The sequence below is a fragment of the Streptomyces sp. NPDC101234 genome (assembly GCF_044767525.1).
Lineage (GTDB): Bacteria > Actinomycetota > Actinomycetes > Streptomycetales > Streptomycetaceae > Streptomyces > Streptomyces sasae.
The window spans coordinates 1-26,791 of record NZ_JBIWOA010000046.1 but is presented as its reverse complement, the minus strand read 5'-3'; the positions used below and the strand labels follow the sequence as shown (position 1 = coordinate 26,791).

Here is a 26,791-nt window from a genome sequence, read left to right as displayed (position 1 = left end):
ACCCAGGACGCTACGGACGCCCGTCCCGCGCGTCTTGTACGTTCTTGCGCTCGCGCCGGTGCGCTCCAGGGCTGCGCTCGCGCTGGTAGGCGCCCGGCGGGACGCCGACGATCCGGGCGAAGTGGCGGTTGAGGTGCGGCTGGTCGGTGAAGCCGACCGTGACAGCCGCCTCCGCGGGGGTCGTGCCCGCGTCCAGCAGCAGCCGCGCCCGACGCACCCGGGCGTCGGTCAGCCAGGCGTGCGGCGGCATGCCGTATGCGTCGCGGAACGCCCGCAACAGCGCGAAGGGGCTGGTGCCGAGGTCGGTGGCGAGCCGTTCCAGGGTCGGCGGCTCGGCCATCCGCTCCTCCAGCACGGCACGCGCGCGTGCGGCGAACCCGGCGCCGGCGGTACGGACCTGCCGCTGCGGCAGCGGACCGCCGTTCAGGCGCAGCAGCCGGGTGACCGCGACCCGCAGCAGGGTGTCGGCGGCGAGCGCGTTGCCCTCGTCGGCGGCGCGCAGCACCCGGTGCACGAGGGCGACGGAGCGGGGATCGTCGAGTACGGGGCTGACGAAGCCGGGGGTGCCCCGGATCGCGGTGGTCTCGGTGGCGATCCCGGCCACCAGCGCGGGCGACGGGTAGACCGCCCCGTACCGCCAGCCCTCGGGCACCCCGGCTCGCCCGGTGTGCGGGGTGTCCGGGTTGACCAGCGCGAGCGCCCCCGCTCCCGCGGACACGTCGGAGCCCCGGTGGTGGAAGACCTCGACGCCGTCGGCGATGGCGGCGATCACGAAGTTCTCGTGGGTGTGCCGGACGAACGTCTTGCGGATGTACCGAGCCCGCAGCAGATCGACATCCGGCAACCCCTCGTACCGCCAGTGCCGCGCCCGCTCGCCCGCTCCCGCCATAAGCCCATTGTCAGCCGAACCCGCCCCTCCCCCTGCCTCCTGCTCCCGTGCCCCGTGCCCCCGTGCCCCCGTGCCCCGTGCCCCCGTGCCCCCGTGCCCCCGTGCCCCCGTGCCCCCGTGCCCCCGTGCCCCCGTGCCCCGGCCCGTCCTATCCCCTCCCATCCCGTCGTTACGCGCCGACACCTGCCTTTCGTTCCCGCCGCTACGGCGATCAGCCACGACGGTGGAGACCGGCGGTGCCGAACCCGCCGCAGCGGCACTCCGTTGCGGATCGCCGCTCGAAAATCCCTCCGCCGCGACCACGCTCGACCACGACACTGTGGTGCGGCGGTACGGCGGTGGCCGACCTCGCCGCGGCGCCCTTGCCCGCTCGTCGCCGAATCGTGCCCCTCGCTCCCCTGCCGCCCTCGTTTCCGCAGGTCAGCTCGATTGTCAGTGGCCGGGTGCAGGATTGACCCATGGCGAAATCCGCTCACCGAGCCCTCGACGGCTTCTCCCCCGCGACCCGCGGCTGGTTCACGGGGGCGTTTTCCGCGCCCACCGCGGCCCAGGCGGGCGCGTGGCAGGCCATCGGTGAGGGCTCGGACGTGCTGGTGGTCGCCCCGACCGGCTCCGGCAAGACACTGGCCGCCTTCCTCGCCGCGCTGGACCAGCTCGCCTCGACCCCGCCCCCGGCCGACCCGAGGAAGCGCTGCCGGGTGCTGTACGTGTCGCCGCTGAAGGCACTCGCGGTCGATGTCGAGCGGAACCTGCGCAGTCCGCTGACCGGCATCCGCCAGGAGTCCGTACGTCTCGGCCTGCCCGAGCCGGAGGTGAAGGTCGGCATCCGCTCGGGCGACACCCCGGCCGCCGAGCGCCGCGCTCTGTCCACCCGCCCGCCGGACATCCTGATCACCACCCCGGAGTCCCTGTTCCTGATGCTGACGTCGGCCACGCGCGACGCGCTGACCGGCATCGAGACGGTGATCCTGGACGAGGTGCACGCGGTCGCCGGCACCAAGCGCGGCGCACACCTCGCGCTCTCCCTGGAGCGGCTGGACGAGCTGCTGCCCAGGCCCGCCCGCCGTATCGGCCTGTCGGCGACCGTCCGCCCGGTCGACGAGGTGGCCCGCTATCTCTCGCCGCGCCGCAAGGTGGAGATCGTCCAGCCGAAGTCCGGCAAGGAGTTCGACCTCTCCGTCGTCGTGCCGGTGGAGGACATGGGGGAGCTGGGCGGCTCCCCGGCCACCGACGGCAGCGAAGGCGCGGAGAAGCCGTCGATCTGGCCGCATGTGGAGGAGCGGATCGCCGACCTGGTCCAGGCCCACCGTTCGACGATCGTGTTCGCCAACTCGCGCCGGCTGGCGGAGCGGCTGTGCAACCGGCTCAACGAGATCGCCTACGAGCGCGTGACCGGCGAGCCGCTCGAAGAGCATCACTCCCCGGCCGAGCTGATGGGCGGCTCGGGCGCGGCCCAGGGCGCCCCGCCGGTCATCGCCCGCGCGCACCACGGCTCGGTCTCCAAGGAACAGCGCGCGCTGGTCGAGGAGGACCTGAAGGCCGGCCGACTGCCTGCCGTGGTGGCCACCTCCAGCCTCGAACTGGGCATCGACATGGGCGCGGTGGACCTGGTCGTCCAGGTCGAGTCCCCGCCGTCGGTGGCCTCCGGACTGCAGCGCGTCGGCCGCGCGGGACACCAGGTCGGCGCGGTCTCCACCGGCGTGGTCTTCCCCAAGTACCGGGGCGACCTGGTGCAGGCGGCCGTGGTCACCGAGCGGATGCGCACCGGCTCCATCGAGTCCCTGAGGGTCCCGGCCAACCCGCTGGACGTGCTCGCCCAGCAGCTGGTCGCGATGACCTCCCTGGACACCTGGCAGGTCGACGACCTGCTCGCCATGGTCCGCCGCGCGGCGCCCTTCGCCTCCCTCCCGGAGTCGGCGTTCACCGCGGTCCTCGACATGCTCGCGGGCCGCTATCCGTCGGACGCGTTCGCGGAGCTGCGCCCGCGCGTGGTCTGGGACCGGGTCGCGGGGACGGTCACCGGCCGCCCGGGCGCCCAGCGCCTCGCCGTCACCTCCGGCGGCACCATCCCCGACCGCGGCCTCTTCGGCGTCTTCCTCGCCGGCGCCGACCCCAAGAAGGGCGGCGGCCGGGTCGGCGAGCTGGACGAGGAGATGGTCTACGAGTCCCGGGTGGGCGATGTCTTCACCCTGGGCACCAGCTCCTGGCGCATCGAGGACATCACCCGCGACCGCGTGCTGGTCTCCCCCGCGCCCGGCGTCCCCGGCCGACTGCCCTTCTGGAAGGGCGACCAGCTGGGCCGCCCGCTCGAACTGGGCCGCGCGGTGGGCGCGTTCCTGCGCGAGGTCGGCTCGCTCCCCAAGGACGACGCCCGCCTGCGCCTCCTCGCGGCAGGGCTGGACGCGTGGGCGGCGGACAACGTGCTGTCGTACCTCGACGAACAACGTGAGGCCTGCGGCCATGTCCCCGACGACCGGACGATCGTGGTCGAACGCTTCCGGGACGAACTGGGTGACTGGCGGGTCGTCGTCCACTCCCCCTTCGGCGCGCAGGTCCACGCCCCCTGGGCGCTGGCCCTCGGCGCCCGCCTGTCCGAGCGGTACGGCATGGACGCACAGGTCATGCACGCCGACGACGGCATCGTGCTGCGGCTGCCCGACGCCGACCTGATGGGCCTCGACCTGCTCGACCAGGCGCCCATGAAGGCCGGCACGCCCTTGAACACGGCGGTCGACGCCGACCAGGCCCCCGTGGGCGCGGCGGACGTCGCCTTCGACAAGGGCGAGGTCGATCAGATCGTCACCGACCAGGTCGGCGGCTCCGCCCTGTTCGCCGCCCGGTTCCGCGAGTGCGCCGCCCGCGCGCTGCTGCTGCCCCGCCGCAACCCCGGCAAGCGCACCCCGCTGTGGCAGCAGCGCCAGCGCGCCGCCCAACTGCTGCAGGTGGCGAGTGAGTTCGGGTCCTTCCCGATCGTCCTGGAGGCCGTCCGCGAGTGCCTCCAGGACGTCTTCGACGTACCCGGGCTCGTCGAGCTGATGGGCGACCTGGAGTCCCGCAAGGTGCGCCTGGTCGAGGTCACCACCCCCGAGCCGTCCCCCTTCGCCCGCTCCCTCCTCTTCGGGTATGTCGCCCAGTTCCTGTACGAAGGGGACTCCCCTCTCGCCGAGCGCCGCGCGGCCGCGCTCTCGCTGGACTCCCGGCTGCTGGCCGAGCTGCTGGGCCAGGCGGAGCTGCGCGAACTGCTCGACGCGGAGGTGCTGACCGAGCTGGAGCGCGAGCTTCAGTGGCTCAGCGAGGACCGGCGGATCAAGGATCCCGAAGGCGTGGCGGATGTGCTGCGGCTGCTGGGGCCGCTCACGGACGCCGAGTTGGCCGAGCGGGGCGCCGAGCCGCCGTGGGCGAAGGAACTCGCCGGCGCCCGCCGGGCCATCAGGGTGCGGATCGCCGGTTTCGACCACTGGGCCGCGATCGAGGACGCGGGCCGGCTGCGCGACGCCCTGGGCACGGCTCTGCCGGTCGGTGTCCCCGAGGCCTTCACCGAGCCCGTGAAGGACCCGCTGGGCGATCTCCTCGCCCGGTACGCGCGCACCCACGGCCCGTTCACGTCGACCACCGCGGCCGCCCGTTTCGGGCTCGGGGTGGCGGTCACCGAGGGCGCGCTGCAACGGCTCGCCGCGGGAGGGCGGGCGGTGCAGGGCGAGTTCCATCCGGCGGGCATCGGCCAGGAGTGGTGCGACGCGGCCGTGCTGCGCAGGCTGCGCCGCCGCTCCCTGGCCGCGCTGCGGCACGAGCTGGAGCCGGTGGCCCCGGCCGCGCTCGCCCAGTTCCTGCCGCAGTGGCAGCACATCGGCAAGGGCCACGGGCTGCGCGGAGTCGACGGACTGGTGCGCGCCGTCGAGCAGTTGCAGGGCGCGTCGGTACCGGCGTCGGCCCTGGAGAAGCTGGTCCTGCCGTCCCGCGTGGCGAACTACACGCCCTCGATGCTCGACGAGCTCACCGCCGCCGGAGAGATCGTGTGGGCCGGCGCGGGTGCCCTGCCCGGTAAGGACGGCTGGGTCTCCCTGTATCTGGCGGACGCGGCCCCCGTGCTCCTCCCGCCCCCGCACCCCCTGGAGCCGACCGCCCTCCACCAGTCGGTCCTGGACGCGCTCTCCGGCGGCTACGGCCTGTTCTTCCGTCAGATCGCCGACCAGGTCCGCGCCACCACCCACCCCGACGCCACCGACCCCCAACTGGCCGACGCCGTCTGGGACCTGGCCTGGTCCGGCCGGCTCACCAACGACACGCTGGCCCCGATGCGCGCCCTGCTGGGCTCGGGCCGTACGGCGGGGTCCACGGCCCACCGTGCCAAGCGCGCCGTCCCACGCGGCCGCTACGGCTCTCTGACGGCCGCCGCCCGCACCGCCTCGCGTACCGGCCCGCCGACGGTGGCCGGCCGCTGGTCACTGCTCCCGCAGCGGGAGCCGGACACGACCGTCCGTGCCCACGCCGTGGCCCGTACCCTTCTCGACCGGCATGGTGTGGTCACCCGGGGTGCGGTCGCGGCGGAGGGCATCGAGGGCGGCTTCTCGGCGGTGTACCGCATCCTGTCGGCGTTCGAGGAGAGCGGCCAGGCGCGCCGTGGTTATGTCGTCGAGGGGCTCGGCGCGGCCCAGTTCGCGATGGACGGCGCGGTCGACCGGCTGCGCGCGGTGTCCAACGCCCGCGACCGCGGCGAGGGCCTGCCGGGCAGCGGCTTCGGATCCACCGGCACTCCCGTGTTCGCAAGCCCAGGTGACGGCGCGAACCCGGCCTCCTTCGACGGCCCTTCGCCCCTCGGCCCCTTCGGCACGGCCGACTTCCCCGACCCCGACGGCGACTTCGCCTGGCCCCCGGAACCCCGCACCGCGCCCGGCGACTACGTCTCCCCCAAGGACCTCGCCCCCGCCGACCCGTTCAGCGCCCCCGGCTACGGCGGCCCCCGGGGCGGCAGCCGCGCGAACCCCTACGCCTACGGCAACCACCACACCCGTACCCCTGCCGCCCCCGACCCCAGAGCCGTCGTCCTCGCCGCCGCCGACCCCGCCAACGCCTATGGCGCCGCGCTCCCCTGGCCCGAGCCGCCGACGGGCGCCGGTCACAAGCCGGGCCGCAAGGCGGGTTCGCTGGTCGTCCTGGTGGACGGCGAGCTGACCCTCTACATGGAGCGCGGCGGCAAGACCCTGCTGGCCTGGCCCTCCGCCCCGGACACGGCCGCCACCGACGACCCCCGCCTCCGTACGGCCGCCGAGGCCCTCGCGGCCGCCGCCCGCGCGGGCACCCTCGGCACGGTGACGGTGGAGCGCGTCAACGGCGTCTCGGCCCTGACCTCGCCCCTGGGCGCCCTCCTGGAGGGAGCAGGTTTCATCGCGACCCCGCGCGGCCTGCGTCTGAGAGCGTGAACCGCCATGAGAACCTCGCGGCCCGCGCGCCCCACGGGCCCACCCCGCCTCGCCTCTCCCGTGCCACCCTTGACCCATGCCCGAAGGTGACACGGTCTGGCAGGCCGCCCGGCGCCTGCACGACGCGCTCGCCGGCAAGGCGCTGACCCGTAGCGACTTCCGGGTGCCCAGGTACGCCACCGTCGACCTGACCGGGCGTACGGTCCTCGGCACCACTCCGCGCGGCAAGCACCTGCTCACCCGCTTCGAGGGCGGTCTGACGCTGCACACTCATCTGCGGATGGAGGGCGCGTGGAAGGTCTACGGCAGCGACGAGCGCTGGCGGGGCGGCCCGGCCCACCAGATCCGGGCGATCCTCGGCACCGCCGACCGCACGGCCGTCGGCTACCGCCTCCAGGTCCTGGAGTTCCTGCGCACCGGCGAGGAGGAACGCGCCGTGGGCCACCTCGGCCCCGATCTGCTGGGCCCCGACTGGAACCCCGACCGCGCCCTCGCCAACCTCCTCGCCGATCCCGCCCGCCCGCTGGGCGAGGCCTTGCTCGACCAGCGCAACCTCGCCGGGATCGGCAACATCTACAAGAGCGAGCTCTGCTTCCTGATCGGCGCGACCCCCTGGCTCCCGGTCGGCGCGCTCCCCGCCGACCGTGCCGCGCAGCTCCCCGGGCTCGCCAAGCGGCTCCTGGAGGCCAACCGTGACCGCCCGGTCCGCCGGACCACGGGCCTGCGCAACCAGGACCTGTTCGTCTACGGCCGCGCACCCCGCCCCTGTCTGCGCTGCCACACCCCGATCCGCGTCGCCGACCAGGGCGACGGCTCCCGCGAGCGCCCCGCCTACTGGTGCCCCGCCTGCCAGACCGGCCCGGCCCCGGGCCCGCCGCCGTCCCGGAGAACGCGTACGACCAATTGACGACCCGTCAGATCCGCTCGTACCGTCCCTTCATGCCCCTCAAGGCGTACGACCTCACCGGACGCACCGCATTCGTCACCGGCGCCGCCGGCGGCATCGGCCGGGCCTCCGCCGTACTGCTCGCCGAGGCGGGCGCGACCGTGCACTGTGCCGACCGGGACGCGGAAGGACTGCACGAGACCGCGACGCTCATCAAGGACCATGGCGGCACCGCCCGCACCCACCCTCTCGATGTCACCGACCGGGCGCAGCTCGCGCAGGCCGTGCAGTCCTGCGAGCGGCTGGACGTCATGGCTGCGATCGCCGGGATCATGCACCGCAGCCCGGTCCTCGAGACCCGGGACGAGGACCTCGACCGGGTACTGGACGTCAACTTCAAGGGGGTACTGCACTCCTGCCAGGAGGCGGCGCGGCTGATGCTCGCCCGGCGGAGCGGCGGCAGCATCGTCACCATGGCGTCCGGCGCGATCGACACCGGCGGCCCCGGACTGCTCTGCTACGGCGCGGCCAAGGCGGCCGTGGTCCAGCTGACCAAGACGCTCGCCAACGAGGTCGGCAAGCACGGTATCCGCGTCAACGCGGTCGCTCCGGGCTGGACCCGCACACCCATGACCGACCGGCACGACAGCGAGGAACAGCGACAGACGGAGACGTGGATGGCCCGGATGTCACCCCTGGGCCGGGTCGGCGAGGCGGAGGACGTCGCACATGCCGTGCTCTATCTGGCGTCCGACGCCTCCTCGTTCACGACGGGTCAGATCCTGCGCCCGAACGGAGGGGTGGCGATGCCCTGGTGACCCCCGGCGCCCGCCAGGCGGTCCGCCACCTCCCGGGACCCAGGGCCCCCGCCGCCCGGGCCCTCGGCACACAGTTCACCGGCAGCAGGCTCAGTCCCCATCCCCCGGCCGCCACGGCCCCTTCCAATGCCCCGGCGCCGTCGCCGAACGCGATCCTCAGCACGGCCCACCACCACACCGCCGCGAACCCCAGGGCAACCCCCCAGTGCACTATCCGCCCCACCATGGTCGCCACCTCCAGCCGGACGCTAGAACGCCGCCCGGCCCACCGGGGAGGCGCACCAAGGGCTCACCGATGCAACAGCCGTCGGACGGCACCGGCCACTGCTACGCGTCCTCCGCCTGGAACATCCGGTGATGCTTCTCGAGATCGCATCCGGGTGATCACGGCGCCCAGCGCCTCCGCCAGGGTTCCCACCGCGTCCGAGTCCTTGACCCAGCCCGCGGGTGCCGTCCCGATGCCGCTGCCGGAGCCCACCGTGACCGCCCGCCCGTCCGGTGGGACGCCCGGAGCCGAGGCCCGCTCGGCGACCGGCGCCAGGTCCACCAGATCGACGAGGGCGCCCTGCAGCGCATCGGCCACGGTCTTCGGGTCCGCGTCGGACGGCGGGCTCTTCACGACGTACATGCGCTCTCTCCGGTGGTCGGTCGGCCCCCTGTCATGCCTCTCCCACCATGACCGCACCACCGGACACCGGCAAATGGACGCATGTGCCCGCCGGACGCACGAAAACCCCGGCCGCACCACCCCCAGATGTCCCTGGAGAAGCCCCGGCCGGGGCCTCGTACACTTCTGTCGGTCTAGGCCCGCGCAGGCGTCACGCGGCGACCACGTCCACTGCCTCGGCGGGCGCCTTGATGGTCACCCGTTCCGGTGGCACACCGGTCACCGAGACGGTACCCAGCATCGGACGCACCGGCGTGGGCACGGGCTCGGTGGCCCGAGCGGACTGGGCCAGCTCGGCGAGGGCGAGCTCGTCGCTCACTTCCCGCATGAGCTCGGACATCCGTACGTCCAGCGCGTCGCAGATGGCGGAGAGCAGCTCGGAGGAAGCCTCCTTCTGCCCCCGCTCCACCTCGGAGAGATAGCCGAGTGAGACTCGGGCGGACGAGGAGACTTCGCGCAGAGTACGGCCCTGGCGCTGGCGCTGCCGACGCAGCACGTCACCAAGCAGGCGACGGAGCAGAATCATCGGTGGCTCCCTCCTCGGACCGCGTAGCCGCATCCTTCACGCCCCACCGTACCGCCTTGCGCCGCGGCCGTGCGGGGAGCGATGTCGTGTTCACTCAGGGCTGCAAACATCAAAACCCCCCGTTCTGTTCCGTATCCTGTGTCCGCTCATTCCCGGTCTGTTCGCTCGCAAGCTCCCTCAGAAGCAGTGCGAGTACGCTCCGTACACTCTCTCTACGAATTTCCGCGCGGTCGCCGTTCAACCGCAGGGCCTCCACTTTTCCGCCAGCGGCAGAACCGGCGCCAGGGCCGAACGGCCCGTCGACGGCCACGAAAACCGTCCCGACCGGCTGGCCGTCCTGCGGTTCCGGGCCGGCGACTCCGGTGGTCGAAAGGCCCCAGTCGGCACCCAGCGCCTTCCGCACTCCGGCCGCCATCTGAGCCGCGACCTGCGGATCCACGGCTCCGCGCTGGGCCAGGAGGGTGGCGTCGACACCGAGCAGCTCATGCTTCAGCTCGGTGGCGTAGGCGGTGACCGAGCCCCGGAACACCTTGGACGCCCCCGGGACGGTGGTGACCTCCGCCGCCACCAGGCCGCCGGTCAGCGACTCGGCGACAGCCAGGGTCTCACCCCTCACCGTCAGTAGTCGCACCAGTTCGGCGGCCGTGGAATTCACGCTTCCGTCTCCTCCGACGCCGCCGCGCGCTCGGCGATTCCCTGCCGTCGCAGCACAATGGCTTGTCTCACATAGTCGAGGCCCGTGACGACGGTCAGGACGACGGCCACAGCCATCACCCAGAACCTCAGGGTCGCCAGCCACCCCGTCAGTGCCAGCACGTACATCCCCACGGCCACGCCCTGGGTGAGGGTCTTGAGCTTGCCGCCGCGGCTGGCGGGGATCACGCCGTAGCGGATGACCACGAAACGCATGAGCGTGATGCCGAGTTCCCGGGCGAGGATCACGATCGTCACCCACCAGGGCAGATCACCCAGTCCGGACAGACAGATCAGCGCCGCCCCCATGATCGCCTTGTCGGCGATGGGGTCGGCGATCTTCCCGAAGTCGGTGACGAGGTTGTAGGTGCGCGCCAGGTGCCCGTCGAACAGGTCGGTGATCATGGCGATGGCGAAGGCGGCCCAGGCGAGCGATCGCCACGCCGGGTCGTAGCCGCCGCCGGCCAGCATCAGGGCAACGAAGCCGGGCACCAGGACCAGCCGGAGCATGGTCAGCAGATTGGCGACGTTCCACAGGCTGGCCTGGTTGACGGCGGCCGCGGCGATCTTCGCTCCGCGCGGCGGCTTCTCCTCGTTCTGAAGATCTGCGCTCTGCGGATCGGCCTGGGAATCACGCTGTGAACCGGAGGTGGCGGCGGAGCCCGGGGCGCCGTGCGCGCCGGACGAGCCGCCCGCGGCGGACGCCGGGACTCCGGTCATCTGCCGGCCTCCTCACTCCATGCGGGCGAGCCCTGCAGCGGCTCGGCGACCAGGTCGACACCTTCCGTACCGACCACCTTCGCCTCGACCATACGACCCACGGACAGCCCCGCGCCGCTCGTGAGCAGCACCTGTCCGTCCGTCTCGGGCGCCTGGTGGGCCCCGCGGCCGTAGACGCCGTCCTCGTCGTCGACGGACTCCACGAGGACGTGCACGGTCTCACCGACGCGCTCCTCGGACCGCTGCGAGACGAGCTCCTCGGCAAGCCGGGAGATGTGCGCGAGCCGCTCGGCGACGACGTCCTCGTCGAGCTTGTTCTCGTACGTCGCCGCCTCGGTGCCCTCCTCGTCGGAGTAGCCGAAGACACCGATGGCGTCCAGCCGGGCGCCGTTCAGGAAGCGCTCCAGCTCGGCCAGGTCGGACTCGGACTCGCCGGGGAAGCCGACGATGAAGTTGGAGCGGACGCCGGCCTGCGGGGCCTTGCCGCGGATGGTGTCGAGCAGCTCCAGGAAGCGGTCGGTGTCTCCGAAGCGGCGCATGGCCCGCAGCACGCCGGGGGCGGAGTGCTGGAAGGACAGGTCGAAGTACGGGACGACCTTCGGGGTGGAGGTCAGTACGTCGATCAGGCCGGGGCGCATCTCGGCGGGCTGGAGGTAGCTGACGCGCACCCGCTCGAGGCCGTCCACCTCGGCGAGCTCGGGCAGCAGGGACTCCAGAAGGCGGATGTCGCCCAGGTCCTTGCCGTAGGAGGTGTTGTTCTCGGAGACCAGCATGATCTCCTTCACGCCCTGCTCGGCCAGCCAGCGGGTCTCGTTCAGCACGTCGCTCGGGCGGCGCGAGATGAAGGAGCCGCGGAAGGACGGGATGGCGCAGAAGGAGCAGCGCCGGTCGCAGCCGGAGGCGAGCTTGACCGAGGCGACCGGGGAGCCGTCCAGACGGCGGCGCAGGGGCGCACGGGGGCCGGAGGCGGGCGCGACGCCCTCCGGGAGGTCGGACGGGCCGTGGCCCGGCAGAGCCACCGTCGCGGCCGAGTCCTGGCGCTCGGCGGGGCTGATGGGCAGCAGCTTGCGCCGGTCGCGCGGGGTGTGTGAGGCGTGGATGCCGCCGTTGAGGATGGTCTGCAGCCGGTCGGAGATGTCGGAGTAGTCGTCGAAGCCGAGCACCCCGTCCGCCTCGGGGAGGGCCTCGGCGAGTTCCTTGCCGTACCGCTCGGCCATGCAGCCCACCGCCACGACGGCCTGGGTTCTGCCGTGCCCCTTGAGGTCGTTGGCCTCCAGGAGGGCGTCGACGGAGTCCTTCTTGGCGGCCTCGACGAAACCACAGGTGTTGACGACGGCGACATCGGCATCCGATGCGTCCTCGACGAGCTGCCAGCCGTCCGCCTCCAAACGGCCTGCGAGCTCCTCCGAGTCCACCTCGTTACGGGCGCAGCCGAGAGTGACTAGTGCGACGGTACGGCGTTCAGGCATGGGCTCAAGACTACTTTGTCTCACTGACACCCCACGTCGAAGGGGCTGGCCGATCATGGCCAACCCCTTGTGTACGTGCCTTATTCGAACGTTTATCCGACTTCCGGGTCGCCCTTGGTGTAGGTCAGGCGCTCCACGGCTCCGGGCTGGAACTGGTCCTCGATCTTCTTGCCGTTGACGTAGAGCTGGATGGCGCCGGCGTCGCCGAGGATCAGGTTGATCTTGGAGCTGTCCTGGAAGGTCTTGGAGTCGCCCTTCTTCAGGAGCCCGTCGAAGAGCATCCGGCCGTTGTGGTCCTTGGCCGAGATCCAGCTGCGTCCGTTCGTCGCGCTGACCTGGACGGTGACCTTGTCCTGGGGCGCGGCGGCGATCGCGCTGTCGGAGGGTGCGGGAGCCTTGTCGGGCTTGCTCTCCTTGGGGGTCGGCGAGGCCGGCTTGCTGGTCGTCGGGGTGGCTCCCTCGGCGACCGACTGCTTGGCGTCGCTGCCGTCGCCGCCCTTGAAGGCGGTGAAGCCGACGAAGCCGACCACGACGACGATCGCGGCGACCATGGCCGCGGTCCAGTTGGGTCCGCGCCGCTCGGGACGGATGCGTTCCGCCTCGAACAGCGGGGCGGCGGGCGTCGGCGCGGGCCGCCCACCACCGTGCTCGGCCGAGAACTGCGCGAGCAGCGGCTCGGGGTCGAGGCCGACGGCCTTGGCCAGGGTCCGGATGTGCCCTCGGGCGTAGACATCGCCGCCGCAGGGCGCGAAGTCGTCGGCCTCGATGGCGTGCACGATGGCGATACGGACCCGGGTGCTCCCGCTGATCTCGTCGACGGTCAGCCCGGCGGCGATGCGGGCCTGCTTGAGGGCTCGGCCTACGGAGGGGCGGTTTTCCTCGGACTCGTCTTGGAACGGACGCTCGTCTTCAGGGGAGTTGCTGCCGATGGACACGGGGGCGCCTTTCGAGCGTGTAGCCGCCTGTGCTGGAGGTTCAGTCTATGGGGGGTGCAAAAGGGTGAGGCAACCGGGCGGTACGACTTTGTACGCCATCGGTATGGCCCGACATCCCGATGACGGGTCAGGTGTGCGCACCAGGATGGAGTACACACCTTTCCTTTCGCTCAACTTGACGTGCGTCAAAGGGAAACGGTTGCCCGACGATCTCTAACGAGTGGATCACGACCGTGACTCCACCCGGTCTACAGGCGCCCGTGCCCTGAGACAGACCTACCCCTCAGACTCCCCCCGGATCACGGCAAGCACTCCATCCAGCTCATCGGGTTTCACCAGAACGTCACGCGCCTTGGAACCCTCGCTCGGCCCGACCACCCCTCGGGACTCCATGAGGTCCATGAGCCGGCCGGCCTTGGCGAAGCCCACACGCAGCTTGCGCTGGAGCATGGACGTCGACCCGAACTGCGTGGAGACGACCAGTTCGGCCGCCTGGCAGAGCAGGTCGAGGTCGTCGCCGATGTCCTCGTCGATCTCCTTCTTCTGCTTGGTGCCCACGACGACGTCGTCCCGGAAGACCGGCGTCATCTGGTCCTTGCAGTGCTGGACGACGGCCGCGACCTCGTCCTCGGTGACGAACGCGCCCTGCATACGGGTGGGCTTGTTCTGCCCCATCGGCAGATAGAGTCCGTCGCCCTTGCCGATCAGCTTCTCGGCGCCCGGCTGGTCCAGGATGACGCGGCTGTCGGCCAGCGAGGAGGTGGCGAAGGCGAGCCGCGAGGGCACGTTCGCCTTGATGAGGCCGGTGACGACATCGACGGACGGCCGCTGCGTGGCGAGCACCAGGTGGATGCCGGCCGCGCGCGCGAGCTGCGTGATGCGCACGATCGAGTCCTCGACGTCCCGGGGCGCGACCATCATCAGGTCCGCGAGCTCGTCGACGATCACCAGCAGATACGGATACGTCTTGAGCTCGCGCTCGCTGCCCTCCGGCGTCTTGAGCTTGCCGTCGCGGATGGCCTGGTTGAAGTCGTCGATGTGCCGGTACCCGAACGCCGCCAGGTCGTCGTAGCGCAGATCCATCTCGCGCACGACCCACTGGAGCGCCTCGGCGGCCCGCTTGGGGTTGGTGATGATCGGCGTGATCAGGTGCGGGATGCCCTCGTAGGCGGTCAGCTCGACCCGCTTGGGGTCGACGAGGACCATGCGGACGTCCTCGGGGGTCGCGCGGACCATGATGGACGTGATCAGACAGTTGATGCACGACGACTTACCGGACCCGGTGGCACCGGCGACCAGCACATGCGGCATCTTCGCCAGGTTGGCCATCACATAGCCGCCCTCGACGTCCTTGCCGAGCGCCACCAGCATGGGGTGGTCGTCCTCGGCGGCGGCGGCCAGCCGGAGCACGTCACCGAGGTTGACCATCTCGCGGTCGGTGTTCGGGATCTCGATGCCGACCGCGGACTTGCCGGGGATCGGGCTGATGATCCGCACGTCAGGGCTGGCGACGGCGTACGCGATGTTCTTGGTGAGCGCGGTGATCCGCTCGACCTTCACGGCGGGGCCGAGCTCGACCTCGTAGCGGGTGACCGTCGGCCCGCGGGTGAAGCCGGTGACGGCCGCGTCGACCTTGAACTCGGAGAACACGTTGGTGAGCGAGGCGACGACCCGGTCGTTGGCCTCGCTGCGTGCCTTGCCGGGGCCGCCGCGGGTGAGGAGCTCCAGGGAGGGCAGCGAGTAGGTGATGTCGCCGGAGAGCTGGAGCTGCTCGGCACGCGGGGGCAGGTCGCGGGGTTCGTCGGGGGCCGGTTTGGTCAGATCCGCGACGACGCCCTTGAGCTTCTCCTGCTTGGGCCGCGCGGCCGGGACCGGACTCGGGCTCGCGGCGGGGTTCGGGCTCGGCAGGGGCGTGGGCGTGGTGTCCTCGCGGTCGCCGATGCCGACGCCCTGGGTGAGGTCGGCGACGAGCGGCGAGGGCGGCATGCCGTGCAGAACGGCGCCGTCGAGCGCCGCGGCGGCGGCCGCCGCGACGTCCACGGCGTCCATCTGACGGCCCATCTCGGGCTGCGGCACCGCGGAGCGCCTCGGGCGGCCGCGGCGCTTGGCGAGGGCCTGCTGCTCGGCCTCGTCGGGGTCGTAGTCCTGGGGAGCGCTCGAACGCCTGCGGGGGCGCGCGGGCAGCGCCTCGCGCCACTGTTCGTCGTAGCGCTCGTCGTCCTCGCCGTACTCGTCCGGCTCGGGGTCGTGCAGCACCCCGAGGCGCACACCGAGCGCGCGCAGCCGCTGCGGGATGGCGTTCACCGGGGTCGCGGTGACGACGAGCAGCCCGAAGACCGTGAGCAGCACCAGCAGCGGTACCGCGAGGACCTCGGTCATGGTGTACGTCAGCGGGGTCGCCGCCGCCCAGCCGATGAGGCCGCCGGCGTCCCTTATGCCCTGCATGCCGTCGCTGCGGGCCGGGGAGCCGCAGGCGATGTGCACCTGGCCGAGCACACCGATGATGAGCGCGGACAGCCCGATCACGATCCGGCCGTTGGCCTCCGGCTGCTCGGGGTGCCGCATGAACCGTACGGCGATGACCGCGAGCAGTATCGGCACCAGCAGGTCGAGGCGGCCGAAGGCGCCGGTGACGAGGATCTCGACCAGGTCGCCGACCGGGCCGTGCAGGTCGGCCCAGGTGCCGGCGGCGACGATCAGGGCGAGGGCGAGCAGGAGCAGGGCGACGCCGTCCTTGCGGTGGGCCGGGTCCAGGTTCTTGGCTCCCTGTCCTATGCCGCGGAAGATGGCGCCGACGGCGTGCGCGAGACCGAGCCAGAGGGCGCGCACCAGGCGGACGACGCCCCCGGTGGGGCTGGGTGCCGGCTTGGGCGCCGGCACCGACTTCTTGGCCGCGGTCCTCTTGGCGGGCGCCTTCTTGGCCGGGGCTTTCTTCGCCGGAGCCTTCGAGGGAGCGGCCTTCTTCGCGGGCTGCTTCTTGGCTGCCGAGGAACGTGAGGCCATGGGGGTGAGGTTACCGGGGGATGCGACAGGGGACACGCGTGCCCGCTGCTTCACCCGTTCGTGTCGCCCTTGCCGGGGCGCGGAACTGACACGCTCTCATGGGCAACTGTGTCCGCCGTCGCGGTCAGTTCTGTGACGGAAGCACTGCGCTGCCGCCGCCCATGCCCGGTTCGAGGGCGTCCAGCGCCCGGCGCAGGCCCGTGAGTTTGCGCTCCAGGTGAGCCGCCGTGGCCACCGCTGCCGCGTCCGCGGACTCGTCGTCCAGCTGCTTGGACAGCGCCTCGGCCTGCTCCTCGACGGCCGCGAGCCGGGCGGACAGCTCGGCGAGCAGTCCCGCGGACTCCTTGCCGGCGACCGCGCCGCCCTTGCCGCCGCCCTCCAACTGGAGCCGCAGCAGCGCCGCCTGCTCGCGGAGCTGGCAGTTCTTCATGTACAGCTCGACGAACACCGAGACCTTGGCGCGCAGCACCCACGGGTCGAAGGGCTTGGAGATGTAGTCGACCGCGCCCGCCGCGTAGCCACGGAAGGTGTGGTGCGGCCCGTGGTTGATGGCGGTGAGAAAGATGATCGGGATGTCCCGGGTCCGCTCCCGTCGCTTGATGTGCGCCGCGGTCTCGAAACCGTCCATGCCCGGCATCTGGACGTCCAGCAGAATGACCGCGAAGTCGTCCGTGAGCAGTGCCTTGAGCGCTTCCTCCCCGGACGATGCCCGCACCAGTGTCTGATCGAGCGCAGAGAGGATGGCCTCCAGCGCCAGCAGATTCTCCGGCCGGTCATCGACCAGGAGGATCTTGGCCTTCTGCACCATGGCCCGCCCTCCTCGCCCCGGCGGTACACCGGGCGCCGCCCCAGGGGACGACTCCCTTTCGCCGCCCGTCCTTGTGCCGGTCATGGTAGCCGCACCCCGCCTGTCGCCACACCCTGTCACCGCGATGTCACTGTGCACGTAGCAGAAACGCAGCCGGAGACCAGAAGGTTCCCCCAATCCCGCACTTCTACACGGGTCCGGCCACCCTGAGTCAGCAACTCCCGGTGCACACGGAAGGTTCCCGCAACGTTCACATCACAACTGGTCACTGCGGTCACTCCTCGCGCATCCACTGCTCCATCACCGCCAGAAGGTGATCGGGATCGACCGGCTTGGTGACGTAGTCGGAGGCGCCCGACTCGATCGCCTTCTCCCGGTCGCCCTTCATCGCCTTCGCGGTCAGCGCGATGATCGGCAGCCCGGCGAACTGCGGCATCCGACGGATCGCCGTGGTCGTCGCATAGCCGTCCATCTCGGGCATCATGATGTCCATCAGGACGACCGCGACATCGTCGTGCTGCTCCAGGACCTCGATGCCCTCGCGGCCGTTCTCCGCGTACAGCACCGACAGACCGTGCTGCTCCAGGACGCTGGTGAGCGCGAAGACGTTGCGGATGTCGTCGTCGACGATCAGGACCTTCTCGCCGCCGAACCGCACGCCCCGGCGCGGTAGCGGGGTCGTCTCCTGCTCGGCGAGCACCGGCCACGCCTCGGCGACCTGGGGAACACCCCGGCGCCGGCGCCGGAAGAGCGCGGCGGCACCGTTCTGGGTCTCCTGGTACGACTTCACCTCGGCCGGCGTCTCGATCTCCACGCCGGACAGCTCCATGCCGTGGCTCTGGGAGGCCACCAGGTCACCTGCCTCCAGCGCGGGCAGGGACTGCTGGTAGCCCTGCGGCGGCAGTTCGCTGGGGTGCAGCGGCAGATACAGCGTGAACGTCGAGCCGCGGCCCGGCTCGCTCTGCGCGTAAATCTCGCCGCCGAGCAGCTGCGCGATCTCCCGGGAGATCGACAGCCCGAGGCCCGTGCCGCCGTACTTGCGGCTGGTCGTGCCGTCGGCCTGCTTGAACGCCTCGAAGATCACCCGCATCTTGCTGGCCGCGATCCCGATGCCGGTGTCCGTCACCGAGAACGCGATCAGCGGCGCGTCCGGATCGCTGAGCGAACCGGCCTCCAGGAGCTGCTCCCTGATCCGCACCGGCACATCGCCGCTCGCCGGCCGGATCACCAGCTCCACAGAGCCGGAGTCGGTGAACTTCACCGCGTTGGACAGCAGGTTGCGCAGCACCTGGAGAAGCCGCTGTTCGTCGGTGTGCAAAGTGGCGGGCAGCTCGGGCGACACCCGTACGGACAGGTCCAGGCCCTTCTCCGCGGTCAGCGGCCGGAAGGTGGCCTCCACGTAGTCCACCAACTGCACGAGCGCGATACGCGTCGGGGAGACGTCCATCTTGCCCGCCTCGACCTTCGACAGGTCGAGGATGTCGTTGATCAGCTGCAGCAGGTCGGAACCCGCGCCGTGGATGGTCTCGGCGAACTCCACCTGCTTCGGCGAGAGGTTGCCCTCCGCGTTGTCCGCGAGCAGCTTGGCCAGGATCAGCAGCGAGTTGAGCGGGGTGCGCAGCTCGTGCGACATGTTGGCGAGGAACTCGCTCTTGTAGCGCATGGAGACGGCGAGTTGCTCGGCACGCTCCTCCAGGACCTGTCGGGCCTCCTCGATCTCGGTGTTCTTCACCTCGATGTCACGGTTCTGCTGGGCCAGCAGCTCGGCCTTCTCCTCCAGTTCGGCGTTGGACGCCTGAAGGGCCTTCTGCCGGTTCTCCAACTCGGCCGACCGCTCCCGCAGCTGCTCGGTCAGCTCCTGCGACTGCTTCAGCAGCACCTCGGTCTTGGTGTTGACGGAGATGGTGTTGACGCTGGTCGCGATCATCTCGGCGATCTGGTTGAGGAAGTCCTTCTGGATCTGTGTGAACGGCGTGAAGGACGCCAGCTCGATCACGCCGAGCACATTGCCCTCGAACAGCACCGGAAGCACGATCACCTGCGCCGGCGGAGCCTCGCCGAGCCCGGAGGAGATCTTCAGATAGCCGCTGGGCGCCTTCTCCACCAGGACCGTGCGCTTCTCCTTGGCGGCCGTGCCGATCAGCGCCTCACCGGGCCGGAACGACGTCGGCATGGAACCCATCGAGTAGCCGTACGACCCGAGCATGCGCAGTTCGTACGCGTCCTCGTTCTCGGCGCTCAGGTCCTTGCCGTCGACCAGGGGCATCGCCATGAAGAACGCGCCGTGCTGCGCGGAGACCACGGGCGTCAGCTCGCTCATGATCAGGGAGGCCACGTCCGCCAGGTCGCGGCGGCCCTGCATCAGCGCGGAGATACGGGCCAGGTTGCCCTTGAGCCAGTCCTGCTCCTGGTTGGCGACCGTGGTGTCGCGCAGGTTGGCGATCATCTTGTTGATGTAGTCCTGGAGTTCCTGGATCTCGCCGGACGCGTCCACGTCGATCTTCAGGTTCAGGTCGCCACGGGTCACCGCGGTCGCCACGCGCGCGATGGCACGCACCTGCCGGGTCAGGTTCCCGGCCATCTCGTTCACGGACTCGGTGAGGTCCCGCCAGGTGCCGTCGACGTCACGCACGCGTGCCTGACCGCCCAACTGCCCCTCGGTGCCCACCTCGCGGGCCACCCGGGTGACCTCCTCGGCGAAGCTGGACAGCTGGTCGACCATCGTGTTGATCGTCGTCTTGAGTTCGAGGATCTCACCGCGCGCGTCGATGTCGATCTTCTTGGTCAGATCACCCTTCGCGATGGCCGTGGTGACCATCGCGATGTTGCGCACCTGACCGGTCAGGTTGGACGCCATCTGGTTCACCGACTCGGTGAGGTCCTTCCAGGTACCCGCCACACCCGGAACGTGCGCCTGACCGCCGAGGATGCCGTCCGTGCCCACCTCACGGGCCACCTTGGTGACCTGGTCGGCGAACGAACTCAGGGTCTTCACCATCGTGTTGATGGTGTCGGCGAGCTGGGCCACCTCACCGCTCGCCTCGATGGTGACCTGCCGGGTCAGGTCGCCGTTGGCGACCGCCGCCGAGACCTGGGAGATGTTGCGCACCTGCATGGTCAGGTTGTTGGCCATCAGGTTCACGTTGTTGCTGAGGTCCTTCCAGATGCCCGTGACACCCGGAACGTGCGCCTGGCCGCCCAGGATGCCCTCGGTGCCCACCTCACGGGCCACCCGGGTCACCTGCTCGGCGAAGCTGGAGAGCTGGTCGACCATCGTGTTGACCGTCGTGACGAGTTCGAGGATCTCGCCCTTCGCGTCGACAGTGATCTTCTTCGACAGGTCGCCCTTGGCCACCCCGGTCGTGACCTCGGCGATGTTGCGCACCTGGATGGTCAGGTTGTTCGCCATGAAGTTCACGGACTGGGTGAGGTCCTTCCAGGTGCCCGCGACCCCCTGCACCTCGGCCTGGCCGCCGAGGATGCCCTCGGTGCCCACCTCGCGCGCGACGCGCGTGACTTCCTGGGCGAACGACGACAGCTGGTCGACCATCGTGTTCAGGGTGTTCTTCAGCTCCTGGATCTCACCGCGCGCGTCCACGGTGATCTTCTGGGAGAGGTCACCGCGGGCCACCGCGGTCGCGACCTGGGCGATGTTGCGCACCTGGGCCGTGAGGTTGCCGGCCATGCCGTTCACGGAATCCGTCAGGTCCCGCCACACACCGGCCACACCGGGCACCTGCGCCTGACCGCCCAGCCGTCCCTCCGTACCCACCTCACGGGCCACCTTGGTGACCTGGTCGGCGAAGGCGGAGAGTTGGTCGACCATCGTGTTGATCGTGTTCTTGAGTTCGAGGATCTCGCCGCGCGCGTCGACGTCGATCTTCTGGGACAGATCGCCCCGCGCCACCGCCGTCGTCACCTGGGCGATCTGCCGCACCTGCGAGGTCAGGTTGCCGGCCATGAAGTTGACGGAGTCCGTGAGCTCCTTCCAGGTGCCCGAGACGCCGTCCACGCGGGCCTGACCGCCGAGGCGGCCCTCGGTGCCCACGTCCCTGGCCATCCGTGTCACCTGGTCGGCGAAACTGGAGAGCTGGTCCACCATCGTGTTCACGGTGTTCTTCAGCTTGAGCATCTCACCGGAGACGTCGACCGTGACCTTCTGCGAGAGATCGCCGTTGGCCACCGCCGTCGTCACCTGGGCGATGTTGCGCACCTGCCCGGTGAGGTTGCGGAACGCGGTGTTGACGGAGTCGGTCAGGTCCTTCCAGGTACCGGCCGCACCCGGCACCTGCGCCTGGCCGCCCAACTCGCCCTCGACACCGATCTCCCGGGCCACCCGCGTGACCTCGGCGCCGAACGACGACAGCTGGTCGACCATGCCGTTGACGGTGTTCTTCAGTTCGAGCATCTCGCCGGCCACGTCCACGGTGACCTTCTGCGAGAGGTCACCGCTGGCCACCGCGGTCGTCACCGCGGCGATGTCGCGCACCTGCGTCGTCAGGTTCCGGAAGACCGTGTTGACCGAGTCCGTCAGGTCCTTCCAGGTGCCCGCCGCACCCGGCACGTTCGCCTGACCACCCAGCTGCCCGGCCGCGCCTACCTCGTTGGCCACGCGCGTGACCTCGTCCGCGAAGATCCGCAGCGTCTCGGTCATCTGGTTGATGGTGTCCGCGAGCTGCGCGACCTCACCGCGCGCCTGGACGGTCACCTTGCGCGACAGATCACCGTTGGCGACCGCGGTGGTCACCTCGGAGATCCCGCGCACCTGGGCCGTCAGGTTGCCGGCCATGGTGTTGACGGAATCGGTGAGTTCCTTCCACGTGCCGTCGACCCCCGGCACATGCGCCTGGCCGCCCAGGATGCCGTCCGTGCCCACCTCGCGGGCGACCCGGGTCACCTCGGAGGAGAACGCGGACAGCTGGTCCACCATCGTGTTGACGGTTTCCTTCAGCTCCAGCATCTCGCCGGCGACCTGAACGGTGACCTTCCGGGACAGATCACCCTTGGCGACAGCTGTCGTCACCAGCGCGATGTCCCGCACCTGCGCCGTCAGCCGGTACGCCATCGTGTTGACCGAGTCCGTCAGATCACGCCACGAACCCGACATACCGCGCACCCGGGCCTGCCCGCCCAGCTTGCCCTCGGTGCCCACCTCACTGGCCACGCGCGTGACCTCGTCGGTGAACGTCGACAACTGGTCGACCAGGTTGTTGACGGTCCGGCCGACCTTCAGGAACTCACCGCGCAGCGGATGCCCGGCCCCGTCCGGCGACGGCGACCGCAACTCCATCCGAGGCGACAAATCACCCTCGGCCACCGCCGTCAGGACCCGGCCCACCTCGGAGACCGGCCGCACCAGGTCGTCCACGAGCGCGTTGGAGTTGTCGATGGCGGTCGCCCAAGACCCCTCACAGGCGCCCGTTTCCAGCCGTTCCGTGAGTTTTCCCTCACGTCCGACCACCCGACGTACGCGCGACAACTCACCCGTGAGGTGGAGATTACGGTCGGCCACCTCGTTGAAGACCGCCGCGATCTCCGACATCACGCCGTCGCCGGACACCGTCAGCCGCTTGCGGAAGTTGCCCTCCCGCATCGCCTCCAGAGCCACCAGCAACCGGTTCAGGGCGGCCGTGTCCACCGCGGTGGTCCCGCCGCCGCCCCGCTGCCTGCTCAGGGACGGTCCGCCTTTCGCGCGCGCCTTAGTGCCCCGCGCCGCTGCGCCAGACTCCACTGTGTCCCTCCCGCAGGGGTCGACCGTTACTGCTGTGCTCGGGTACCGCCATACTCGGCGTACCGCTTACTTCGGCGTACCAGTTACTGCTGCGTATTTCTGCCAGATGGGATCCGACCACACCAGGGGCTGCTGCCCGCCGTACACGGAACGCACTCAGGCTGACCGGACCTTCACCAGAAGCTTGCCCAGTGTTTCACCCTGGCCGAACCAGGCCATAACAGTTCGGCAGCTTCGCACATCGTCCGCACACCCTGAGGGCGTAAACACTGGCGACCGGCATCCGCTCGGACGGCGAAGGTAAGTAACCTTGCATGCGGCTGTCCAGCCGCACCGGTCCGTCCGGCCTGGGCGGTGGCACGAGAACGAGCGGGCATTCGGAGGGGCGGCCGCAGACCATGACCACCGGAGTGATCCCCGGGGGACACAACCCGGAGCCACGGCCCACGGGCGAGCTGATGCCGCAGCAGCGGCACGACCCGGCCGGCCAGGCAAGCCTGCATGTCGACACCCGGACTAGGAGTTCTGTGATCACCGCGCGCGCGGCCGCCAGCTTCGAGCCCGTGGGGCGATCGGTCGCGACCGCCCGGTCCTTCGTCCGCGACACGCTCCAGGGCTGGGGCTTCGCGGACATCGTCGACGACGCAGTGGTCCTCACCAGCGAACTGGTGACCAACGCGGTGGTGCACGCCGGCACCCACGCCGACGTCCTGTGCCTGCGCACGGAGGACGGGGTACGCATCGAGGTCGCCGACCGCTACCCGGAACGCGAGGTCCCCCTGCAGGGATCCGCCGTCAACATGGGCAGCCCCGACCGCGAGGGCGGCCGCGGGCTCCAGCTCTGCGCGGCCCTCGCCACCCGCTGGGGTGTCGAGTACACGCCCACGCACAAGAATGTCTGGTTCCAGCTCGACCTCCCCGAACGCCCGGTCGGCACCCGCGCGGCCGGACCGTCCCTCCCCGCCGACCTGCTCCCCCTCGCCGACGGCCGGGTCCGCGTCGCGGTGGTCCAGATCGACCGCAAGGGCTCTGTGACGGCCTGGAACGAGGACGCCGAGGAACTCTTCGGCCACACCTCCGCGGACGTCACAGGCAAGCCCCTGACCGACCTCGCGGCCTGGCCGCACACCCCGGGCACCGGCACCGGTATCGCGGAGGCCCTCCAACTGTCCCGCTGGGAGGGCAGTTACGGCATCCGCGGCGCCGACGGCCGCGTGACCTCCGTCTACGCCTCGCACCTCAGAGTCCGTGACACCGGCGGCGAGCCCTCCACGGTCTGCCTCCTCGTACGGGACCACGAACGGGCCGTGCTGCAGACCCCGTTGCGCGTCCCCGCCTCCGACACCGGCGGCTCCGACGGCCAGAGCACCGACCCCTTCGAGGTGTTCATCGGCTCCCCGGCCCCGGACGACCTCGACGGCCTCCTCCAGCGCACAGTGGAGCGCGCCCGGGACATGCTCGACGGCGACTCCGCGTTCCTGCTCCTCGCCACCGATGACGAGACCGAGTTGGAGGTCCGCGCCTCCACCGGCCTGCCCTCCGCCAGGCAGCGCTTCGCGCGCGTGCCCGTCGAAGCCGGCCCCGGCCGCTACGGCTCGGCCCGTATGCCGGCCGTCCACGAGGACCTGACGGCCGTACCGGGCGCCGTACCGCTGCTGGCCGGCACCGGCATGCGCTCGGTCGTCACGGTCCCGCTCAAGGTCGAGGGCCGCCTGACGGGCTCCCTGGGCGTCGCGGCGGAGGGCCCGGCCAGATACTCCAACGAGGAGGCACTGCGCCTCCAGTTCGCCGCCGACCGCATCGCCCTGGCCGTCGAGTCGGCCCGCCTGGGCGAGCTGGAGCGGCTGCGCCGCGGCTCGCTCAGCTTCCTGGTCGAGGCCTCCGACCTGCTCGCCGGCACCCTGGACCGCGACCAGACCCTCGCCCTGATGGCCCAGATGACGGTCCCGACCCTCGCCACCTGGTGCGCGGTCTACACGATCGCCGACCAGGCCTCCGAGCCGTACCTGTCGTACGTCCTACACGAGGACGAGGAACTCATCGACGGCATCAAGTCGTTGCTCTCCAAGGTGCCCCCGCCGGACCCGGTGCCCACACCCGGCGCCCGCGTCTGGACGGCCCCCGGCGAGCACGCCCACCAGGCCGCCCTGCGCAGCTCCATGCGCAGCCTCGGCCTGACCGGCGGCCCCACCCGGCAGGTCTCCTCCGGGATCGGCCCGACCCTCGCCACGGCCTCCGCCGTCGGCGGCGAGACGGTCGTCCTCCCCCTGGTCGCCCGCAACCGCGTCATCGGCATGCTGACCCTCGGCAAGCCCACCGACGAACACTTCCGCCAGGAGATCCTGGAACTCGCCGAGGACCTGTCCCGCCGAGCCGCCCTGGCCCTGGACAACGCCCGCCTGTACTCGGAGCGCACGGCCATCAGCCAGGCCCTCCAGCGAAGCCTGCTGCCCCCGGGCACGCCGCACATCGACGGCGTCGAGGTCGAGGTCATCTACCGCGCGGCCGGTGAGGGCAACGAGGTCGGCGGCGACTTCTACGACGTCTTCCCCATCTCCGACGGCGCGTACGGCTTCGCCATCGGCGACGTCTGCGGTACGGGCCCCAACGCGGCCGCCGTCACCGGCCTCGCCCGGCACGCCCTGCGGCTCCTCGCACGGGAGGGCCTCAGCGGCCCGGCGGTCCTGGAGCGCCTCAACTCCGCCATCCTCGACGAGGGCTCCCGCAGCCGCTTCCTGACCCTCCTGTACGGCGAGATGCGCCCCCAGGAGGACGGCAGCGCCGAGATGAAGGTCGTCTGCGCCGGCCACCCGCTCCCGCTCCGTCTGCGCCAGGACGGCACGGTGGAGGCGGCGGCCGAACCGCAGCCGCTCCTCGGTGTCATCGAGGACCTGGAGCTGTACGAGCAGTCGGTCACCCTCGACCCGGGCGATGTCCTGCTGTGCGTCACCGACGGTGTGACGGAACGCCGGGAGGGCACGCGCATGCTGGGCGACGACGGCCTCGCGGACGTTCTGACGACCTGTACGGGCCTGACGGCGGGCGCGGTGGCGGCACGCATCATGCGCGCGGTGGAACGCTTCGCGTCGGACGCCCCGTCGGACGACATGGCCATTCTGGCGATGCGGGTCCCCGGCCTTCAGAAGGACTGAGGGCGGGGACGGAGGAGGACACAGAAAAGTCCCGCCCGAAAGGGCGGGACTTTTCTTGTTGGAGCCCCCAAACGGAATCGAACCGTTGACCTTCTCCTTACCATGGAGACGCTCTGCCGACTGAGCTATAGGGGCCTGTTGCCTTTTCGGGGTTTCCCCCGCGGCAACGAAATAGATCGTACCCCGAACAGACCCGAGTTCCCAAACTCCTTCAGAAGGCGGGCTGCAGCAGTCCGCCGAGGGCATTGCAGGCGGACACGATCCGCTGCATCTCCCGCTTGGTCAGGGAAGCGTCCACGGGCAGTGCCAGCGTTTCGTCGGCCGCCCGCTCGGTCTCCGGCAGCGAGACGCAGCGCCGGAATTCCGGCAGCCGGTGCACAGCTGTCTTCACCGGAACCCGGCAGTCAACTCCCTTGCCCCGCAAGGCCCGGGCGAAGGCGTCCCGGTCGGGCCGGCCGTTCCCCGGCACCCGCACGACGTACTGCTGGAAGGTGTGCCCGTCACCGCCGTCGGGTGTCCGCACACCGCGCAGCTTCGCATCGAGGTAGGCGGCCCGCTGCCGCCGCTGGGCTATCTCGTCGTACGGCGCCTCGGACTCGCCCTGCTCCAGCACCAGCAGCCCGTGCCGCTGCCCCAGCTCACGCAATCGCCGTACGTCGGCCCACCGTCCAAATCGGTGTACGACAACCACCGCCGCGGAGCGGGGGGTTACGGCCGCCTCCACTGCCGTCACGTCGAGGCAGTAGGTCAGCGGATCTATGTCGGCGAACACCGGAAGCGCACCGGCCAGTGTCACGGCCTCGGCGACCTCGACGTTGCCGAAGGCCGGCACGATGACCTCGTCACCGACTCCGACACCGGCAGCCCTGAGCATTGCAGCAGTACCCATGCTTGGATGTTCGGCGCGGAACGTGAACGACACGTTACGCAAACAGAAAAAGGGTTGGACCCGGAACCGAAGTTCCAGATCCAACCCTTTCAATATTTGTTCGGCGGCGTCCTACTCTCCCACAGGGTCCCCCCTGCAGTACCATCGGCGCTGTGAGGCTTAGCTTCCGGGTTCGGAATGTAACC

General features: G+C 70.8%; 15 protein-coding genes, 1 tRNA gene and 1 rRNA gene. 4 read left to right on the top strand and 13 right to left on the bottom strand.

Features of this window, described 5'->3' with window-relative positions:
- Positions 1-10: 10 nt before the first annotated feature.
- Positions 11-889 (bottom strand): AraC family transcriptional regulator, encoded by an 879-nt coding sequence (locus ACIRR9_RS48320; RefSeq protein ID WP_403766055.1) that lies wholly within the window; start codon positions 887-889, stop codon positions 11-13.
- A 458-nt stretch (positions 890-1,347) separates the two neighbouring features.
- On the opposite strand from ACIRR9_RS48320, the gene ACIRR9_RS48315 reads away from it, so the two are divergent.
- From ACIRR9_RS48315 to ACIRR9_RS48305, 3 genes are all read left to right on the top strand, one after another.
- Positions 1,348-6,309: an ATP-dependent helicase gene (locus ACIRR9_RS48315; protein ID WP_403766052.1), complete on the top strand. Its 4,962-nt coding sequence runs from the start codon at positions 1,348-1,350 to the stop codon at positions 6,307-6,309.
- Between the two features lie 76 nt (positions 6,310-6,385).
- On the top strand, positions 6,386-7,216 hold the full coding sequence (locus ACIRR9_RS48310; RefSeq protein ID WP_403766049.1) for an Fpg/Nei family DNA glycosylase: 831 nt from the start codon (positions 6,386-6,388) through the stop codon (positions 7,214-7,216).
- A 32-nt stretch (positions 7,217-7,248) separates the two neighbouring features.
- Positions 7,249-8,013, top strand: coding sequence for an SDR family NAD(P)-dependent oxidoreductase (locus ACIRR9_RS48305; protein ID WP_403253349.1), 765 nt, complete (start codon positions 7,249-7,251; stop codon positions 8,011-8,013).
- A gap of 289 nt (positions 8,014-8,302) precedes the next feature.
- On the opposite strand, the gene ACIRR9_RS48300 is transcribed toward ACIRR9_RS48305, so the two are convergent.
- The 9 genes from ACIRR9_RS48300 to ACIRR9_RS48260 form a co-directional block, all read right to left on the bottom strand.
- Entirely contained in the window at positions 8,303-8,641 is a 339-nt protein-coding gene (locus ACIRR9_RS48300; protein ID WP_403766045.1) for a hypothetical protein, read from the bottom strand.
- Positions 8,642-8,831: 190 nt separating this feature from the next.
- Positions 8,832-9,206 (bottom strand): helix-turn-helix domain-containing protein, encoded by a 375-nt coding sequence (locus tag ACIRR9_RS48295; RefSeq protein WP_189262258.1) that lies wholly within the window; start codon positions 9,204-9,206, stop codon positions 8,832-8,834.
- 109 nt (positions 9,207-9,315) lie between these two features.
- Positions 9,316-9,861, bottom strand: a complete 546-nt coding sequence (locus tag ACIRR9_RS48290; protein ID WP_384565607.1) for a CinA family protein — start codon at positions 9,859-9,861, stop codon at positions 9,316-9,318.
- Entirely contained in the window at positions 9,858-10,619 is a 762-nt protein-coding gene (pgsA, locus tag ACIRR9_RS48285; protein WP_403766041.1) for a CDP-diacylglycerol--glycerol-3-phosphate 3-phosphatidyltransferase, read from the bottom strand. Before pgsA ends, ACIRR9_RS48290 begins: the two co-directional genes overlap by 4 nt.
- On the bottom strand, positions 10,616-12,088 hold the full coding sequence (gene rimO, locus ACIRR9_RS48280; RefSeq protein ID WP_403766038.1) for a 30S ribosomal protein S12 methylthiotransferase RimO: 1,473 nt from the start codon (positions 12,086-12,088) through the stop codon (positions 10,616-10,618). Before rimO ends, pgsA begins: the two co-directional genes overlap by 4 nt.
- Before the next feature lie 92 nt (positions 12,089-12,180).
- Entirely contained in the window at positions 12,181-13,023 is an 843-nt protein-coding gene (locus tag ACIRR9_RS48275; protein WP_365345825.1) for a RodZ domain-containing protein, read from the bottom strand.
- 276 nt (positions 13,024-13,299) lie between these two features.
- Entirely contained in the window at positions 13,300-16,026 is a 2,727-nt protein-coding gene (locus ACIRR9_RS48270; RefSeq protein ID WP_403766035.1) for a DNA translocase FtsK, read from the bottom strand.
- Between the two features lie 124 nt (positions 16,027-16,150).
- On the bottom strand, positions 16,151-16,834 hold the full coding sequence (locus ACIRR9_RS48265) for a two-component system response regulator (RefSeq protein ID WP_403766032.1): 684 nt from the start codon (positions 16,832-16,834) through the stop codon (positions 16,151-16,153).
- Positions 16,835-17,108: 274 nt separating this feature from the next.
- Entirely contained in the window at positions 17,109-22,565 is a 5,457-nt protein-coding gene (locus ACIRR9_RS48260; protein ID WP_403766029.1) for a HAMP domain-containing protein, read from the bottom strand.
- A 398-nt stretch (positions 22,566-22,963) separates the two neighbouring features.
- Between ACIRR9_RS48260 and ACIRR9_RS48255 the strand changes: the two genes are divergently transcribed.
- The gene (locus ACIRR9_RS48255) at positions 22,964-25,717 is read left to right on the top strand and encodes a SpoIIE family protein phosphatase (protein WP_403766026.1); all 2,754 of its coding nucleotides are present in this window, start codon (positions 22,964-22,966) and stop codon (positions 25,715-25,717) included.
- 59 nt (positions 25,718-25,776) lie between these two features.
- Here ACIRR9_RS48255 and ACIRR9_RS48250 read toward each other — a convergent pair.
- The 3 genes from ACIRR9_RS48250 to rrf all read right to left on the bottom strand — a co-directional run.
- Positions 25,777-25,852: transfer RNA gene (locus ACIRR9_RS48250), tRNA-Thr, on the bottom strand.
- A 76-nt stretch (positions 25,853-25,928) separates the two neighbouring features.
- Positions 25,929-26,591, bottom strand: coding sequence for a DegT/DnrJ/EryC1/StrS family aminotransferase (locus ACIRR9_RS48245; protein WP_123981300.1), 663 nt, complete (start codon positions 26,589-26,591; stop codon positions 25,929-25,931).
- Between the two features lie 113 nt (positions 26,592-26,704).
- A 5S ribosomal RNA gene (gene rrf, locus ACIRR9_RS48240) occupies positions 26,705-26,791 on the bottom strand; the annotation flags it as partial.